An 18390-nucleotide genomic window follows, 5' to 3' on the forward strand; every position below is an offset into this window, starting at 1 on the left:
TATGCGAAAATAGCCTTTAATAATGACGGTTCAAATCCTCTTTCTCACTTTATTTCCCTAATGGAAACAAAAGTGATGAAGGGGATTTTTTAATCCTGTGCCTGGGCCCCATTCTGATTTTGGAAGTATTTAGAATTTTGGCCTTGACTTTATAAAGACATATGAGGATAATTTTATTACAAGTAATTTCGTAATAAAAGGAATGGTCATTGTGAGAACACTAACTTTAACGTTTGAAGAAGCAATCGAGATTTGTAAGGCACTGGGACACGAGCAGCGGATGCAAATTATTCGGATCCTAACCAAAGGTCCGCTAAATGTAAATGAGCTCTCCGAGAAATTGGGTGTTCCATTCTCGACAGCGGCCGTAAATATTAAGAAACTCGAGGATGCTCAGCTGATCTCTACCGAAATGGTTCCAGGGAGAGGGTCGCAAAAGGTAAACACGAATCGCTTTGATAAAATTGTCATCAATCTGAAGGACGACGAACCCGCGGAAGAAAAAACGTATTCGATTGAAATGCCAATTGGCGAATTTGTCAGCTGTGAAGCCGAGCCTACCTGCGGTCTTCTAAGCGAGGACGGGGTTATTAATATGATTGACGATCCGAGGGCTTTCTATGAACCAGAGCGGAAGCGTGCCCAGCTGTTATGGTTTCGAAGCGGATTTGTAGAGTATCACTTCCCGAACAGGATTCCTTATGGAGCCGCCGTAGAAGAGCTGAATATATCCGCCGAATTATGCTCCGAGGCCCCTTATTATAAGGATGATTGGCCTTCCGATATCACGTGCTGGATCAACGGTAAGGAGGTAGGTATGTGGATTTCTCCAGGTGATTTTGGCGGAAAAAGGGGATTTCTCACTCCGATGTGGTGGGAAACGAATAATACTCAGTTTGGGCTTTTGAAATCTTGGAAGATCAATAAAGAAGGAAGTTTTATAGATGGTGTAAAAATCTCTGACATCACTATAATGGATTTGGATCTGGAATCAAGACCGTTTGTGTCCGTTAAATTTGGCGTTAAGCAGGATGCCGTCAACAAAGGCGGAATGAACCTGTTTGGCCCTAAGTTTGGCAACTATGAACAAGGGATTTTGTTAAATATTCGATACGATTAGTCCATCCTATCTCGGCCTTTAGTGGCTGGGGTATTTTTTTTTGTTATAAAAATACTTGAAATATAACGATAAAACATGTAATAATAATATCAACAAGTTTAGTCAGGCGTTCGTGAAGGAAGAAGTCAAGGGGTTTCTCCCAGTGATGACTGATGGGCAGGTATTTATGTGGCAGCATAAATGATTATATTTACCTATTCAAACATGTATTTTTTTATTACAAATTTTATCGTTATGAATTGACTTTTTTGAATATTTTAAATAGAATCAACCTATCATACAGGCATACAGTAAAGCAGTGCTGTAAATAAATCATACTCCTGGGAGGTGACCCTCTTTTGAAGACGATTAAAAAGGTTCCCCTGCATGAAATGATCGCAGATGAACTCAAGAGATTCATTACTAAACATCAATTAGAAAGAGGAGATAGACTTCCATCTGTTGCAGAGTTAACAACCATTCTAGGTGTTGGCCGATCGAGTATCCGCGAAGGTTTGCGTTTCCTTGAGGCGATCGATGTCATTGAGGTGCAAAACGGAAAAGGGATTTTTGTTAAAGATGGTGACTTATTAAGGATAGAAGCAAAAATTGATGTCGAGAAAGAGAAAAACTATTTATTACATATTAGCGAACTACGAAGAGCTTTGGAAGGAAAAGCTGTGGAATTGGCCTCACAAAGGGCGACAGAGCAGGAAATCCTAGAAATGGAACGATTGCTTGATGAAGCCATTTCATTAAAGGATTCCGGAATGGATTCAGCTAAAGTGGATTGGGCTTTCCATAAAGCCATTTATAAAGCTTCCCATAATCCTCTTTTAGAAAGTGTTGTTGAATCTGTAACAGATACTTTTCATAAACAATGGAACAAACCTTTCGGAATTGATCATATTTTTGAGGATACTTTCCCATTCCACCATACGATGCTGGCTGGAATTAAACAGCGTGACACTGTTTATGCAATACAAGAGTTTAATAAGATTATAGACATTGTGGAATCTACTGTTCGAAAAATAGAAGAAGGAAGGATTAAGGATGGATAGAACCATTTTAAAGCTCTACTGTCATACAAAGATCATTTAAATCCAATTTTTACCTATAGTTTTGAAAGCGGTTTCGTGTTCACCGTAATTCCAGAAACCAAACCATTAAAATAGTAATAGTTTTCTTTCTCTTCCTTGCAGATAGAAGAGAGGGGGAATTTTTATCTATAAAAAACAATTAAAAGTAGGGGGATTAAGATGAAGAAAAGAATCACGAAGATTTTTAGTATTGCTTTAATCTTTACCATGGCACTGGCATTAGCGGCCTGTAGTTCGAAAAGTTCATCTGGTTCAACAAGCAAAGATAGTAAAGAACTTGTATTCTGGAATGTATTTACAGGTCCGGACGGGAAAAACATGCAGAAGATCGTAGATGATTATAATAAAACAAACCCGGAATATAAGGTGAAAAATGTTTCCATTACAGCAGACGATATGTATGCGAAAATTCCGACCGTGGTGAATTCCGGTAAAAACATCCCTGATGTAACCATCGTCCATGCTGAAAGAATTAAGCAGTTTGTGGAAAAAGGGATGTTGACTCCTTATGACGATGCTTTAGGCAATTATCCAGATATTAAAGAAGAGAACTACGTTAAAGCTGGTTGGGATATTGGGAATTTAGATGGAAAAAGATACTCGATTCCATTGGATGTACACAGCTTTGTTATGTACTACAACAAAAAATTAGTGGAGAAATATGCTCCTCATGCTTTAGAAGACAATATTGTAACGTTTGATGAAATTAAAGCAGCTGGAGATCTTGCTAAAAAAGATAGCGTCACAGCAATCGGATTAACTTGGATGAGACCGATCTTCTTATCACTGTACAATCAAATGGGCGGCGACATCACAAGTGATGGAGAAAAACCTACTCTTGATACTCCAGAGGCTGCTAAAGCGTTAGAATTCTTGAAGTCACTTGTTACTGAAAAATATACAAACAAAGATGGTCAAGATCCAGCACAGCTCTTTAAATCTGGAAAAGCCATTTTCTACCCTGAAGGAATTTGGATGCAAAATAGCTTAAAAGATATCAAAACTTTAGAGTGGGGCATGACAAACTTCCCACAAGTTTCAACTGATAAAGTAGTGAACTGGACTTCTTCCCATCAATTCGTCATGTTCAAAAGCAAAGATCGAGATGATAAGAGAACACAAGGAGTTATCAAGTTTCTTGATTATGTAAGACAAAACTCCAATCCTTGGGCTGAGGCAGGTCAAAACCCTGCATCATTATTAAACGTAAATGACGCAAAAGTGCAAACACTGCCACAAACATTCTTGCTTAAAGATGAAAAGGAACGGGCAACTTTGAAAATCTTTGATTACAAATACAATGGCTTTGTTGCAGAGCAAATCGATAAGATTGCCGGTGACGCTGCATTTGGAAAAGTAAAGATTTCCGATGCGCTGAAAAAGGCTCAAAAAGCGGTTGAAGATAAAATCGCTCAAGATGAAAAGAAATAATCAGGAATAGCATTTTTCATAGATTTCTGAATAAGGATCATCGTTTACGTGTAACCAATTGGAGAATTCCCATAAATAAACCAAATGGGAATTCTCTCTCTATTCGAAAAAAAGGAATAGGAGTAAAGCGTATGAATAATTTAGACGTTAGCAAAGAACCGAATATGTCCGCTTCGGTAAATCTTTCAACTGGAAGAAAAATGAGTTTTAAGTTCACTCCACTTATGTACGTTGGGCCTCATTTAATACTATTTTTGACCTTCTTCTTAATTCCTACGGTATTTGGTATCTATATTTCTTTTACGAATTGGGACCTTATAAGTTCCCCTGATTTTGTAGGACTAGATAATTATAAAGAAATTCTCTTTCATAAGGACTCTACTTTTTATAGTGAGCTTCATACAGGATTAAGCAATACCTTCAAATTTGTTTTATACTCTGTCCCGGCCTGTATCATTGTCCCCTTGCTATTAGCAGCTGGTTTACATGCGAAGCCGAAAGGGATGAAGATTTTCCAAGCGTTGTTTTATGTACCAACCTTGTTCTCGGTTTCAGCCGTCATGATTATTTTTAGCATGCTATTTAACGTTTCTTTCGGACCACTTAATCATTACCTCAAAGTCGATACAAACTGGACATCGGTTCAGCCATATGCATGGATGACCTTAGTCGTTGTCACTGTGTGGTGGTGTATTGGTGCCAATATGATTATTTACCAGGCGGCATTAAATGGCATCCCTAAAGATTATTATGAAGCCGCTTCGATCGACGGTGCCGGAAGTATTCAGAAGTTCTTTAGAATTACACTCCCTAGTATCAAAGGCCAGCTTTTATATACGGTCGTCATTACAACGATTGCTCAATTTAACGTCTACGGTCAGCCGCTTATGTTAACAAAAGGCGGGCCGGATAGTTCAACCGCCGTTTTATTAATGTATATCAGGCAAGATGCCTTTGGTCAGGGTCAATCCATCGCAGGGATGGCATCGGCTATGGCTGTCATTTTAGGGTTATGCATTATGCTTGTTTCGCTTATCCAATTTTTCTTTTTGAGACAACGAGATTAGGAGGTGCTTTTGATGAAGAAAATTTCAGCTCCAAAAATAGTTTCTTTCCTTTTTCTGCTCATTATGGCTCTAATTTGGATCATCCCATTGGTTTACTCCTTTCTAACATCCTTTAAACAGGAGGCCGAAATCCAAACAAACGGCTTTACCATCCTGCCAATCCAGTGGGTATTGGTGAATTATCAAGAGGTGCTCTTTAATAATACAAGTGCACCTGTAGCAAAATGGTTCATGAATTCATTAATTATCGCCGTATCCCAAACATTATTAGTTCTGATTGTCGTCTCGCTGGCTGCTTATGGCTATTCAAGAATGCAGTTCAAGGGAAGAAACGCCTTATTTGTTTTCTTGATGGCAACCATGATGTTTCCTAGTGTTGTCAATCTCATTCCTCTTTATAAAATCATAGACTCCTTTGGTTGGGTGAACAGTTATTTAGCTGCGATCGTTCCAGGAGCGGCAGGTGTGTTTAATATCTTTTTGGTTAAACAATTTATGGCGGGGATTCCTAAGGAATTTGACGAATCGGCAAGAGTCGATGGTGCTTCGGAATTTCAAATTTTCGTTAAAATTATTCTTCCTCTCATAAAGCCAGTATTAACAGTCGTCGCGTTATTTACTTTTACTGGAGCCTGGAATGATTTCTTATGGCCATCGATCGTCTTTAATGATATTGAAAAAATGCCGATTACTCCTGGATTACAGTTACTCCAAGGGATGTACCAGGCGGATATCGGGCATGCGCTCGCTGCGGCCTTAATCGCGATGATTCCAACCTTTATTTTGTATTTATTTACCCAAAAATACTTTTTGGAATCTCTTTCATTATCTTCAGGAGTAAAGGGATAGGAAGCTTTTCTATTATCAAAAGAAATACGTTTCCACGGTTAAGGAGGGCCCATTTGTGAATCGAAAACTAGAAAGAAAACTCATCTTCATTGGTGCGATATGGGAAATGATAACAGGCTTTATTACGATTTTCTTCTATGCTTCATCTTTAAAAAAGCAAGGACTAGGCATGAAGGAAACATCGTTCGCTAAGGTGGAAGCCATACAGTCGCTATTTGGCAGTTTATATATGTTTACCGTTACCTTTGGAATGCTCTTCCTGGCAATAGGCTTGATTAACTTTTTTATCGCAAAAAATTTAAAGGATCATAAGATAACGGTTAAAGTGCCCATTTGGCTGATCTGTATCGGACTGGCTTCTTACTTCCTGATGGATATTCTAAGTTCATTAATGTTTCTGTCCGCAGGAATTTTAGCCCTGGCGAAAAATAAATCGATCGCGAAATTGGAAAACGATCATTCGGTAATTCTTGGGTAACAATCAGTTTATAAAAACAATGAGAAAAGGGGATGCAAGAGGAAATGACTGTAACCATTAAAAATGTACGAAGTGAATATCCAAGACCACAGTTTATTAGAAAGGATTGGATCAACCTTAATGGCGAGTGGGAGTTCCAATTTGATGATGCAAATGTCGGGGAAAAGGAAAAATGGTATCAAAACACACCCTTTTCTAAGACAACAGACACAACTTTTTCTAAGACGATTCAAGTTCCGTTTACCTATGAAACGGATGCCAGCGGGATTGGCGAAAAGGAATTTCACCCTATCATTTGGTATCGGAAAACTATCACCAACATCCATCGAGAAAATAAACGAACCATTTTACATTTTCAAGCATCGGATTTTACGACAAAGGTATGGGTAGATGGCGTGTTTGCCGGTAAACATGATGGAGGGTACTCTGCTTTCTCCTTGGATATTACCGACAAACTCCAGCATTCAGGTGAACATACGATTGTCGTGAAGGTCGAGGACAGCCAAAGCTGTCATCAGCCAAGAGGAAAGCAGCGCTGGACGGATGAAAATTTCGGCTGTTGGTATGTACAAACAACGGGCATTTGGCAAACGGTATGGATCGAGTTTATTCCTGAAGTTTCCTTGAAACGGGTAAAAATGACGCCAGATATTGATACGAATTCCATTGATATGGAGTTTACGGTCAATGTTCCGGCATCCGAGGAAGTAATGGTCGAAACGATCATCTCGTTTGATAAACAGGTCGTTAGAAAGGCCAATATCTTTATGGATCGAGAGCAAGTGAAGTTGAATTTGAACCTGCTTCATGAATTCCATGACTGGAAACTGCAATTATGGTCACCTGAGCATCCAAATTTATATGATGTTACCTTCAAACTCTATCAAAACGGTGTATTACTCGATGAAGTAGATTCCTATTTTGGGATGAGAAAAATCTCTACATATAATGGGAATGTATTATTAAATAATGCGCCTCTGTATCAAAAGTTAATTTTAGATCAAGGTTACTGGACGGAATCTCATTTAACTCCGCCTTCTGATGCAGCGCTTGTGAAAGACATCGAACTAATCAAAGAGATGGGCTATAACGGGGTCCGTAAGCACCAAAAAATAGAAGATCCGCGCTTTTATTATTGGTGTGATAAAAAGGGATTGCTCGTATGGGCGGAAATGCCATCCACTTATGAGTATTCCGACACGGCCGTGGAACATTTTTCGAAAGAGTGGCTCGCTATCGTGAACCAATTCTACAATAATCCTTCGATTGTGACGTGGGTGCCGTTTAATGAATCCTGGGGAATCCGGAATGTCTTCAAAGATAAATCGCAGCAACGCTTTACGGAAGGAATTTATTATTTGACAAAAGCGGTGGATCCGATGCGCCTGGTTATTGTCAATGATGGCTGGGAACATACGGTATCCGACATTATTACCCTACATGATTATGAATCTAGCGGTGAGAGATTTTCTGCTAGATATCAAGATAAAGACCAAATTACGGGCAATGTGATTGCTCATAATAACGATAAGTTCTGTATGGCTGAAGGCTATGAATATAAGGGACAGCCGATTCTTATTAGTGAATTTGGCGGAGTGGCTTTTGCGTCAAAAGATGGCTGGGGCTATGGCGACCAGGTAAACTCAGAACTAGAGTTCTTTGCTCGTGTAGGAAAAATCACGCGGGCTGTACAAGATACTCCGTATGTTTGCGGTTATTGTTATACACAATTAACCGATGTCCAGCAGGAAGTGAATGGTTTCCTTACAGAGTCAAGGGAACCGAAGGTAAGCCTTGAAAAAATAAGAGAATTAAATAGAAGATAACGGTCGATTTCCTTCTATTTATATAGACTTTCTTACCGTCCGGCATCAGGATGACGGACGGTAAATTCTTTTGAAAACATGAGGAGAGGAACTACATGAATTTCAGACCAGAATATCCAAGACCGCAATTTGTAAGAAAAGAATGGCTAAATTTAAACGGCGAATGGGACTTCACGTTTGACGATCGAAATGTTGGATTAAAGGAAAAGTGGTTTCAAAAGGATCATCCGTTTGATCAAAAAATCAATGTTCCGTTTGCTTATCAATCGGAGCTAAGCGGAATACAGGATTCTTCCTTCCATGATCATGTATGGTACCGCCGTGAATTTACGGTACCCCATGACTGGAATGATCAGAGAGTCATTCTTCATTTTGGGGCGGTTGACTACCGAGCTTGGATTTATGTAAATGGACAGTATGCTGGATTCCATGAAGGCGGACACGTATCCTTTTCACTCGATATTACCGATCAATTAACTTGGGGAACCGAAACGGTTGTCGTAAGAGTGGAGGATCCATCAACAGATGAAACGATTCCTAGAGGAAAGCAAATTTGGGAGGAAAAATCTAAAGCTATTTGGTACACACGGACAACAGGGATTTGGCAAACGGTATGGCTTGAGCCTGTTAGTGCGACCCGTATTTCTAAGCTAAGGTTAACACCTGATATCGATCGTGGAGATATTATGGTGGAGTTTGATGTTTTAGGGGATTTTCTTGACAAGAGGGTGGACATTGAAATTCATTTTAAGGGTGAGAAAATCGCTCATGATTCCATTGAGGTATTTGAATGCTATAATAAGCGCTCTATTAATCTATATAATAAGAAGATTTTCAGAACCGCTTTCCATAATACGGGCTGGAATTGGTCACCAGAGAACCCCAATTTATTCGATATCAAGATTACGTTGAAAGATGAGGCGAATCAGGTGACATTCGATGAAGTGGACTCTTACTTCGGTATGAGAAAGATTCATCGAGAAAATGGCATGGTTTATTTAAATAACAAACCTTATTATCAAAAATTAGTTCTTGATCAAGGGTATTGGCCAGAAGGGCTATTGACGGCACCTTCTGATGAGGATTTGAAAAAGGATATTGAACTGGCTTTAGAAATGGGCTTCAACGGCTGCAGAAAGCATCAAAAGGTAGAGGATCCGCGTTTTCTTTATTGGGCCGATCAATTAGGTTTCTTCGTTTGGGGAGAATGCGCAGCATCGCCATTCTATAGCGAGGATGCGGTGGCAAGATTGACAAAAGAATGGATTGAAATCATTGAACGGGATTACAATCATCCATCCCTGGTTGCGTGGGTTCCAGTGAATGAAAGCTGGGGAGTGCCGTTTATAAAAGGGAACAAGCAGCAGCAGCATCATTCCTTAGCGATGTTCCATCTTATCCATTCGCTTGATTCGACTCGTTTAGTCATCTCCAATGACGGCTGGGAGCTTACCGAAACGGATATTTGCGCGATACACAATTATAGTCATGGGTCAAACGAAGAAAGAGCAAAATATGAAGCCTTTAAAGAAACGTTAGCGACTAAAGAAACGCTTCTCACGTCCAAACCATCCGGCCATGGAGTCTATGCCGATGGATTTCATCATAAAGGAGAGCCAATCTTATTAACAGAGTTTGGCGGGATCGGATTCAAAGTCGGTGAAGAGAACGGCTGGGGTTATACATCTGTGAAAAATGTAGAAGAGTTCATTGCGGATTATCGCCGGGTAATGGAAGCGGTCTACGCTTCGAACGTTTTGCATGGATTCTGTTATACGCAATTAACGGATGTAGAACAAGAGATAAATGGTTTACTAACTTATACTAGAGAACCAAAGTGTGAGTTAGCAAAAATAAAAGAAATGAATGATATGTGGCATTCCACTACTGTAAAGGCTTAAATTCCATTTTAAGAGGAGTACTACCTGGAAACTTCATCTATGACCATCATTAAAATCCTTTCTTAAAAGATTGTTTTGAAACTATTTATCTATAGTGTTCGAAATTCTTTTGAGGAAGGATGTTTTTGTTTTAATCACTTTTGGGATGAAGAGGAGAGATGACGATGATAAATGTTGCCTTATTAAGCAAATGGCATGTCCATGCAGAGGACTATGCACGTCAAGCTGAAAATAGTGAAGATCTAACGATTCGACTCGTTTGGGACGAAGATAGTGAACGGGGACAAAAATGGGCGGAGGAGTTGGGTGTCCCATTTGAACGTGATTTAGAAGCAGTTTTATCAAATCCTGACATTGATGCTGTGATTGTATCTACTCCAACGAATCTACATGCGGAAGTCATTTTAGTAGCGGCCCAACACAAAAAGCATATTTTTACGGAAAAAGTATTAGCGTTCAGTAGTAAAGAGGTTAATGCCATTTTTGCTGCCGTGGAAGAAGCGAATGTCCAATTAATGGTCTCTTTACCTCGATTGACAGAGTCGTATTACTTATATGCGCAGGAGGTCGTCGACAAAGGACTGCTTGGCAAACTGACCACAGTTCGCTGCCGTCTGGCTCATAATGGAGCGGTTTCAACGGATGAGCATCCGAAGGGCTGGCTTCCTGAGCACTTTTTCAATCGTGAACAATGTGGTGGAGGTGCCTTAATCGACCTGGGGGCACATCCTATCTATCTTACAAACCGTCTAGCTGGGGATGTGGAAGCTGTTACGGCGAGATTACAAAACACTCAAAGCGATGAGGTGGATGATAACGCTGTTGTCATTGTGGAGTACAAGTCCGGGGCGTTAGGAATTATTGAAACGGGATTTCTATCAGCAGGAAGTCCGTTTCAGCTGGAGCTTTATGGTACAGAAGGTGCCTTGTTAATAGAGGATGATCAAATTCGTATCAAAGGTGTTCACGAGGATAAGAAGAGCTGGATGGAACCAAAAGAATTACCGGCATCTCTTCCGATGCCGATGGAACAATGGATTCGTGTGATCGAAGATGGAGCGGTACCTGCCATCACAAACAAAGATGTCTTTCAGTTAACTTTGATCAATCAGGCGGCAGCTCTTTCTACTAAAGAAGGAAGAAGAGTTGAACTGACTGAGATTAAATAATTCATTATTAGGAGGGAAAATGATGAGTAAAAAAGTAAAAGTAGCAATTATTGGCTGTGGAGGAATTGCTAAGGGCAAACATTTGCCAAGCTTAGCGAAATTAAAAAATGTTGAATTGGTGGCTTTTTGTGATGTCCTTGTTGAACAAGCTGAAAAAGCGGCAGCGGAGTACGGCGCTGAAAATGCCAAAGTTTACGGCGATTATCAAGAGTTACTTCAGGATGAGTCGATCGAAGTGGTGCACGTGCTTACTCCGAACGATTCTCATGCTGAAATTTCGGTTGCCGCCCTGGATTCCGGTAAACATGTCATGTGTGAAAAACCGATGGCGAAGACGTCAGCAGAAGCACGGCAAATGGTGGAGGCTGCTAAACGTTCAGGAAAAAAATTAACGATTGGATATAATAATCGTTTCCGTCCGGACAGCCAGTATTTACATCAGGTTTGTGAACGTGGTGAACTTGGTGAGATTTATTTTGCGAAGGCTCATGCGATTCGCCGCCGCGCCGTTCCTACCTGGGGAGTTTTTCTTAATGAAGAAAAGCAAGGCGGCGGTCCATTAATTGATATTGGGACACATGCGCTTGATTTGACGTTATGGATGATGAATAACTATAAGCCAAAATCTGTTATGGGTAGGACATATCATAAATTAAGTCAGAAGAAAGATGCCGCGAATGCCTGGGGCCCATGGGACCCTGAGAAATTCAACGTAGAAGATTCTGCCTTTGGTTTTATTACCATGGAGAATGGGGCAACGATTATTTTAGAGTCCAGCTGGGCCCTTAATTCGCTCGAGGTAGATGAGGCGAAATGCTCCCTAAGTGGAACGGAAGGCGGAGCAGATATGAAGGACGGCTTACGTATCCACGGAGAGAAATACGGGAAATTATTCACGACAAACGTTGAATTAAATGCTGGCGGCGTGGCTTTCTATGATGGAAAACAAGAAAGTGATGCGGATCTTGAGGCCCGTTTATGGATTGAGAGTATTGTTAACGATACCGAACCGCTTGTAAAACCTGAAGAAGCTCTTGTTGTAACGGAAATCTTAGAAGCTATCTATGAATCTGCTAAAACAGGGAAGGCTGTTTATTTTGAGGAGAAGAGCGTATTTCAGGGATTGAAAATATAGTGGGAATAAATGTTCAGTTCATAACCAGTGAGTTCCGAAAAAAGCGGCCCCATGGCCAGTTGATAATAGGAGATAATCATGATCACCGGATTTCGAAAGGTTAAAAAAGTTAAAACGGAAATGATTCATATAAGAGATCCATTTGTTTTCACTTCATATAAAGAAAGAAAATACTATCTATTCGGCACCACTTTTGCCGATGGATGTGGGGACGAGGATCCAATCTTTGAGGTCTATGTAAGTAAGGACCTGGAGGATTGGGAAGGACCTTATGTCGCTTTTCAACCGCCGAGAGGATTTTGGGGTGTGCGGCATTACTGGGCACCTGAGGTATTTGAAATAGACGGTCGTTTTTATATGTTTGCTTCCTTTAAGGGTGGGATAGGAGATCATCGCGGAACAGGGATATTGGTGTCGGACCATCCGGCAGGCCCATACCTTCCACACAGTGAGGGTCCTGTTACACCAAGTGATTGGGAATGTTTAGACGGAACCTACTATGAAGATGAAAAAGGTGAACGCTGGATGGCGTTTTGTCATGAGTGGACGCAAATTTACGAAGGGAAAATCATGGCGCTGCGTTTGTCTCATGACCTGAAACAATCAGTTGGAGAGCCGATTGAAATTCTTAATGCCGCAAAGATGCCTTGGATTCGCCACTTTGGAGACACTAGAATCGAAAAAATCGGTTATTTGACGGATGCACCTTTTATCTATGAAGCCAGAAATGGTGAGCTCGTGATGTTATGGTCGAGTTACTCGGTGCCCAACTATGGCGATAGCGGGCTCGGGGGATATACAGTGGCGATAGCGAGGTCTACGTCTGGTGAGGTCACAGGTCCCTGGACACATGATGAACAATTGCTTCTCGATCGTAATGCCGGGCATTCCAGTCTTTTTCGCAATCTACAAGGTGAACTGTATATTTCGACCCATTTCCCAGATACTCCCCATGGCAGCGAGAGACCTTTGTTTATTAGGGTCAAAGAAGTGGAAAATGGAATCCTCATTGCGGAGAAGGACGAAAAAACCTTGGTTTAGTTAAAGTGAGAATTTAATAGACTACTAAATTTTATAGTATGGGGAGAGGACGAGAAAATGAACTATCGAACACTTGGAAAAACAGGGATAGAGGTATCTGAAATTGGTTTTGGTGCATGGGCAATTGGCGGGGATGCCTGGGGCCCAGTTGATGACCAGCAGTCGATTAAGGCGATGAATCACGCTTTTGAATTGGGAGTCAATTTTTTTGATACAGCTGATGTTTATGGGGAAGGGCGCAGTGAAAGGTTAGTTCAAGAGCTTTTAAAAGAAAGAAGAGATCGAATTGTTCTTTCAACGAAAGGCGGGCTCATGGGGCATACGCGGAAACTGGAGCCGATTTATGACCAGCCGGAGAAAGTGATTAAGGCTTTTGAAGATAGCTTGATGCGACTTGGGACGGATTATATTGATGTTTATTTCTGTCATATCTGGTGGCATATCGAAAAGGAAACGGAGGCTTTCCTTGAAGCGTTTGACCGCTTGAAGCGAGATGGCAAGGTGAGGGCTGTCGGGGTTTCAACCGACAACTTTGAGTACTTGAAAACATTCAACCGGAATCAATCCATTGATGTCCTGCAAGTGGATTATAGTCTATCAAATCGCAATGCCGAAAAAGAGACCCTTCCATACTGTGAGGAAGAGAAAATTGGCGTTGTCGTACGCGGTCCCCTGCAAAAAGGGCTTTTAACGGGAAAATTCAAGAAGGGAATTACCTTTACTGGCAACGATGTTCGGCAGCATTGGAATCAATCATGGTTTGAAGAACAGGTGGAGAAAGTGGAAAAACTGAAAGAAGTCGTGAACGAGGATCGAACTCTTGGACAATTGGCGTTACAATTTGTCCTCGCTCATCCTGCCGTTTCTACTGCCATTCCTGGTGCCAAAACAACGCTGCAGGTTGAAGAAAATGCAGGTGCTTCTGTTAGCCCTTTATTAGAAGAGGAGGAACTTTTGACTATAAGGGCACTTTTTTAGACATAAAGGAGCGTTGAATAGTTGGAAAAAAGCGTAAAGACCCTTGATTGAAGGTCTTTACGCTTTTTTTAGCATCTAAGGGGAAAAATCTAGGCTGTGTAAAAGGGTGGTTTAAGTGTTTTCTTCTACACTGCGATGTCATGCTTGTCGCTTTGATGTTTGTCCTTCATACGGCTAAAAATATTAGCAAGAACCGAACCAGACAGATTATGCCAGACACTGAAAATAGCGCTCGGTACTGCCGCTAATGGCGAGAAATGTGCGGAGGCGATGGCCACTCCCAATCCTGAATTCTGCATTCCAACTTCCATAGCTACAGCCTTTTGTTTTGCAAGATCCATTCCGCATAAACGGGCAAAGAAAAAGCCAATCAAGAATCCAAGCAGATTATGAAGGATTACCACTCCAAAAATAAGTAAACCAGTTTCCGCAATTTTGGCTGCGCTGCCGGCTACGACCGCAGATACAATTAACACAATCGCAATAACGGATACAAGCGGCAATGCTTTTGCTCCGGCTTGTGCTTGTTTTCCAAAGAATTTTTTAATGAGAAAGCCAACTGCTAATGGAACAATGACAACTTGTACAATCGAAAGGAATAAGGATGAAACGCTGACATCAACCCATTTGCTTGCGAACAGAAGAATGAGCAATGGTGTGACAATTGGAGCAAGAATCGTAGAAACAGAGGCAATGGCAACAGCCAGTGCGACATTTCCTCTTGCTAGAAACACCATAACATTGGAAGCTGTGCCGCTCGGGCAGCATCCTACTAAAATGACACCTACAGCAACTTCCTTCGGTAAATCGAATCCAACTGCTAGTAGAAAGGCAAGCAGCGGCATAATGACGAAGTGGCCAACGACTCCCAGCGCTACGTCTTTCGGTCTTCTAAACACTTCTCTAAAATCTGATAACTCAAGTGTTAATCCCATTCCGAACATAACAATCCCTAATAGAGGAACAATATAGCCTCCCAACCATACAAAATGCTCAGGAAAAGAATAAGCAATTACCGCAAAGATTAAAACCCATAACGTAAATGTTTTCCCTGCAAAGCTGCTGATTTTCTCGATGACCTCCAAAATAAACCCTCCTATTAAACTTTTTAATATTTCTAAATATTAACTATTTTAATATATTAGAGTAAAAATTTCCAAAAATCAATATATTTCGTGCTACTAAATTAAAAGTTTAAAGCTGTAAAGTATGAAAGCGTTTTAGCAAAACTAGCAGACTTTGTTATTACCAAAACGAATCCGTTAAAAGATATTCGCTCTCTAGAAGATGGAATAATATTGTTGTCGTTGGTAAAGAAGGAGTCATTGAAAAAGAAATCCGTGTTGTCAGCAAACAACTGGCAGCACAAAGATAAAAGGTGAAAAGGTGTCCTTGTAGTTGAAGCTAGAGGACACTTCTTTTTATTCTAATTAAAGCCAGACCTAATTTTTTGGAAAAACAGATGGAACATATTGTGGTTCACAAAGTACCTCATGAATAAGGGCCCAATTTTTGTGAATTATGTAACAGTGTATAAGCTTGTTGATAAAAGAAAACTACTTAACCACTTTCACGAATAGAATGAAAACTGAAAGGATGGAATCATTTGAAAAGGGTGTTAAAAATTTGTTTTATTCCATGCCTATTTGTGCTTTTAGCAGGCTGTTTTAATGATCAAGGAAAGCAATCTACAACCTCTCCACCAAAGCAATCTACGTCTAATCCTAGTACCCAATCACCTAATCAAACTTCCCAAAATAATCCACCAAAAAATCCATCCAATAATCAATCCAATTCGCAACAAAACATGAAGGAAAATAAAAATGCAACATTGATAGATGAAATTGTCACACTTGCTAAAGTGGGAACGGTCAAAGATTGTAGTTTTCCTGCAGATACAACGGTTATTGATGAGGTAATCGCAAAATGGGGAAAACCGGATCAAGAAGATTTTGTTGCAGGAAATAGATATTTCACGTATTCCAGCCGTGGAATTGTATTCGGTGTTAATAAGGGCGAACAAATTTTTGATGTACGCTCTTATTCCAAAGAGATTCAACAAATAACCTTTGACGAGGTAAAGGGAGTACTTGGCAAACCAGATGAAGTTCGTTACAGTGGCGGGGACACCATACGGGTGTATAACGTCAATGAGAAATTCCAATTAAAATTCGTCGGTTCAAAATCGACCGTCGACCATATTTCTGTCTTTTATCCGGCAGGTGCGAAAAATCAAATGGCAGGATGATAAAAATATAAATGGTGAAATTTATAAACAATAAGATGGTTTAGCTGATTGAAAGTTAAACGGAATCAAGGAGGCATCTTTGTGAGAAGAAGAAATTGGATCCTTTTTTTTATTTCCATATTCTTTGTAACTGGTTTATTAAATGGAGCTGCTTATGCTGCGAATCCGAATAAATCGGATCGTGTTGCAGCAAACGTTACACCGGACCCAAATTCACTGCAGCGTCAGGTTGAGCTGTTGCAGGACTGGATCGCACCTCAATCTTCAAAGGAAGCTGTTAAAACATGGGCTAAAGCTGTAAAATTGAGAAACGGTGCCGTTCAATTCGCAGTTCTTTCCCCTGATCTGCAGGAGCAGACGAAAGGAACATTTGAAGAGCTAAACTGGGTAACTGGCCTTTCAAGCCCTTGGGTTGATAAGTATCCCATATTAAAAAGAAGTAAAACGGATAAAGAGGTATGGGTTTATACAGTAGAGTTTAGACTGGCTGCTTCTACGGGATATGCAGGATCCGTCAGGGCGTATCTTACAATAGAAAATTTGAACGAAAAATGGGTTATTACCGGAATAAAGGGTGACGGTTCGAACAGCTTGGAAGCAATTACAGTAGTTCCTTCTAATCCTTAATATCAAAAGAGGGCTAATTTTAAAATTAGCCCTTTGTTGTACTTGAACGATCCTCAGTAAGGTTATATGTCAAGGATTGGTTATGGGCGGCTACACTCTAAATTATGCATCAATTCATTTGAATTACCAATGGATTAAACCATATTGAGGGAAATTTTCATTTAACTCAGCACTTGTCCAATCACTTATAATATCTAGTACATATGTTATTACTACACCAGACCAAAGATATTAAGTTTTACCTCCTAAGAACGTTTGCATTTAATGCAGACGTTTCTTGAATTCGTAAGAAAATTGATGAAATTGTCCCAAAAAGTAATGATTGTCCAACCCTTGCGTGCCTTGAGAAATATACATAGAGTGTGAGCGTTAACAACCAGTTTCGGGAAGATTTCCAGTTCATTAGCTTGCCGAAGCTTCACCTGTCGCAACGCCAAACTGCAAGAATATTAGGCGTTTCTCGAACAACTATCTCCAAAGCGTGAAAGTGACCAAGGGGACAGTTCCTCTGGTTTTTGTCCGTTGTTTGATAAATTGACTTTCCCATTCAAAACCATGAGAACCGTCCCTGTGGCTTTTTTCTAGGTATTTTCTCCTTAAATTTTGTATTTTCAAAATAAACACTACATTTTACATATTCTAATATTATAATTTTATTACTATAATTATAGGACCAGGCTTTGAATTTAAGAATGATAAAGTAAAAGGCTTAATGTATTTTTAGATTGGAGGGAATGAAATGAAATTCAAGGCAAAGAAGATCGCAGAAATAGGAGATCATATCCTTTTTAAGAATGGAATCCAAGGAGTCGTTGAGAAGGTCAATGAAAATTCTGTCATTGTAAATATAACCGATAATAAGACGGAGTTGGAGTTTGGAGGAAATAGGACAGTTATAGCACATAAAAATTACAAGGTTATTGATTATGCATGAAGCGAAAAGGAATCATTTATCCCCGATTTTATATGAAACTTTTTTGTACGCATTCTATTAAAATTTAAAAATGTAAACGTTTCCTGTATAGGGAATAAACAAATAGAAAATAACTTAATGTGTTTTGTACTCTGGGGGGGAATATAACAATTAGGGGGAAAAGACCAATGACAAATTATCAATCCTATCTAATGGACGAAAAGGAATTGAAACGATTATCATTAGGGACCCTTACAAAGATACTATTTGATTTACACTTACAAGATCCAAAACAATATTCCGCTGAATTTATCTTGAACGAGTTATTTATCTATTATAGTTACCTGCAATTGGATATGGAGGAAAAATAACAAAAAGCTAGGATCTACTAACGGGATCATTTCAGAGGTGCAATCATTAAAATCACATGGAGAAACACACGGCCTTTCACATAGGAAAATATCGTGTGTTTTTTTGTTATTGGTTATTTTCGCATAGATTGTTGGTTTTCGTATAAGTTCATCAACC

The 18390-nt window shown here is 40.0% G+C and carries 17 protein-coding genes; 16 read left to right on the forward strand and 1 reads right to left on the reverse strand.

Annotated features, from left to right (window positions below; all coding sequences use genetic code 11):
• Nucleotides 1–202: 202 nt before the first annotated feature.
• The 12 genes from V7137_RS15115 to V7137_RS15170 all read left to right on the forward strand — a co-directional run bounded on the left by V7137_RS15115 (nt 203) and on the right by V7137_RS15170 (nt 14074).
• Nucleotides 203–1120, forward strand: coding sequence for an ArsR/SmtB family transcription factor (locus V7137_RS15115; RefSeq protein WP_420490136.1), 918 nt, complete (start codon nt 203–205; stop codon nt 1118–1120).
• A gap of 338 nt (nt 1121–1458) precedes the next feature.
• Entirely contained in the window at nt 1459–2160 is a 702-nt protein-coding gene (locus V7137_RS15120) for a FadR/GntR family transcriptional regulator (protein ID WP_335698850.1), read from the forward strand.
• A gap of 198 nt (nt 2161–2358) precedes the next feature.
• Entirely contained in the window at nt 2359–3630 is a 1272-nt protein-coding gene (locus V7137_RS15125) for an extracellular solute-binding protein (protein ID WP_335698851.1), read from the forward strand.
• A gap of 131 nt (nt 3631–3761) precedes the next feature.
• Nucleotides 3762–4697: a carbohydrate ABC transporter permease gene (locus tag V7137_RS15130; RefSeq protein ID WP_335698852.1), complete on the forward strand. Its 936-nt coding sequence runs from the start codon at nt 3762–3764 to the stop codon at nt 4695–4697.
• Nucleotides 4698–4709: 12 nt separating this feature from the next.
• On the forward strand, nt 4710–5546 hold the full coding sequence (locus tag V7137_RS15135; RefSeq protein ID WP_335698853.1) for a carbohydrate ABC transporter permease: 837 nt from the start codon (nt 4710–4712) through the stop codon (nt 5544–5546).
• Between the two features lie 55 nt (nt 5547–5601).
• The gene (locus V7137_RS15140; protein WP_335698854.1) at nt 5602–6024 is read left to right on the forward strand and encodes a hypothetical protein; all 423 of its coding nucleotides are present in this window, start codon (nt 5602–5604) and stop codon (nt 6022–6024) included.
• Between the two features lie 32 nt (nt 6025–6056).
• Complete coding sequence (locus V7137_RS15145) at nt 6057–7850, forward strand: glycoside hydrolase family 2 protein (protein WP_335698855.1); 1794 nt, start codon at nt 6057–6059, stop codon at nt 7848–7850.
• A gap of 95 nt (nt 7851–7945) precedes the next feature.
• The gene (locus V7137_RS15150) at nt 7946–9751 is read left to right on the forward strand and encodes a glycoside hydrolase family 2 protein (protein WP_335698856.1); all 1806 of its coding nucleotides are present in this window, start codon (nt 7946–7948) and stop codon (nt 9749–9751) included.
• A 164-nt stretch (nt 9752–9915) separates the two neighbouring features.
• On the forward strand, nt 9916–10920 hold the full coding sequence (locus V7137_RS15155; RefSeq protein ID WP_335698857.1) for a Gfo/Idh/MocA family protein: 1005 nt from the start codon (nt 9916–9918) through the stop codon (nt 10918–10920).
• Between the two features lie 22 nt (nt 10921–10942).
• Nucleotides 10943–12055, forward strand: a complete 1113-nt coding sequence (locus V7137_RS15160; RefSeq protein ID WP_335698858.1) for a Gfo/Idh/MocA family protein — start codon at nt 10943–10945, stop codon at nt 12053–12055.
• Nucleotides 12056–12133: 78 nt separating this feature from the next.
• Nucleotides 12134–13096: a glycoside hydrolase family 43 protein gene (locus V7137_RS15165; RefSeq protein WP_335698859.1), complete on the forward strand. Its 963-nt coding sequence runs from the start codon at nt 12134–12136 to the stop codon at nt 13094–13096.
• Nucleotides 13097–13153: 57 nt separating this feature from the next.
• Nucleotides 13154–14074, forward strand: a complete 921-nt coding sequence (locus V7137_RS15170; RefSeq protein ID WP_335698860.1) for an aldo/keto reductase — start codon at nt 13154–13156, stop codon at nt 14072–14074.
• Between the two features lie 125 nt (nt 14075–14199).
• Here V7137_RS15170 and V7137_RS15175 read toward each other — a convergent pair whose 3' ends face one another.
• Nucleotides 14200–15159: a bile acid:sodium symporter family protein gene (locus tag V7137_RS15175; RefSeq protein WP_335698861.1), complete on the reverse strand. Its 960-nt coding sequence runs from the start codon at nt 15157–15159 to the stop codon at nt 14200–14202.
• A 530-nt stretch (nt 15160–15689) separates the two neighbouring features.
• Here V7137_RS15175 and V7137_RS15180 point away from each other — a divergent pair.
• From V7137_RS15180 to V7137_RS15195, 4 genes are all read left to right on the forward strand, one after another.
• Nucleotides 15690–16322: a YjgB family protein gene (locus V7137_RS15180; protein WP_335698895.1), complete on the forward strand. Its 633-nt coding sequence runs from the start codon at nt 15690–15692 to the stop codon at nt 16320–16322.
• A gap of 81 nt (nt 16323–16403) precedes the next feature.
• Nucleotides 16404–16949, forward strand: a complete 546-nt coding sequence (locus tag V7137_RS15185; RefSeq protein WP_335698862.1) for a hypothetical protein — start codon at nt 16404–16406, stop codon at nt 16947–16949.
• A gap of 739 nt (nt 16950–17688) precedes the next feature.
• Complete coding sequence (locus V7137_RS15190; protein WP_218349595.1) at nt 17689–17883, forward strand: YkvS family protein; 195 nt, start codon at nt 17689–17691, stop codon at nt 17881–17883.
• Between the two features lie 167 nt (nt 17884–18050).
• On the forward strand, nt 18051–18233 hold the full coding sequence (locus V7137_RS15195) for a hypothetical protein (RefSeq protein WP_335698863.1): 183 nt from the start codon (nt 18051–18053) through the stop codon (nt 18231–18233).
• The last annotated feature ends 157 nt before the right edge of the window (nt 18234–18390 follow it).

Origin of the sequence: Neobacillus drentensis (genome assembly GCF_036962765.1) — a bacterium.
GTDB lineage: Bacteria > Bacillota > Bacilli > Bacillales > Cytobacillaceae > Neobacillus > Neobacillus drentensis_C.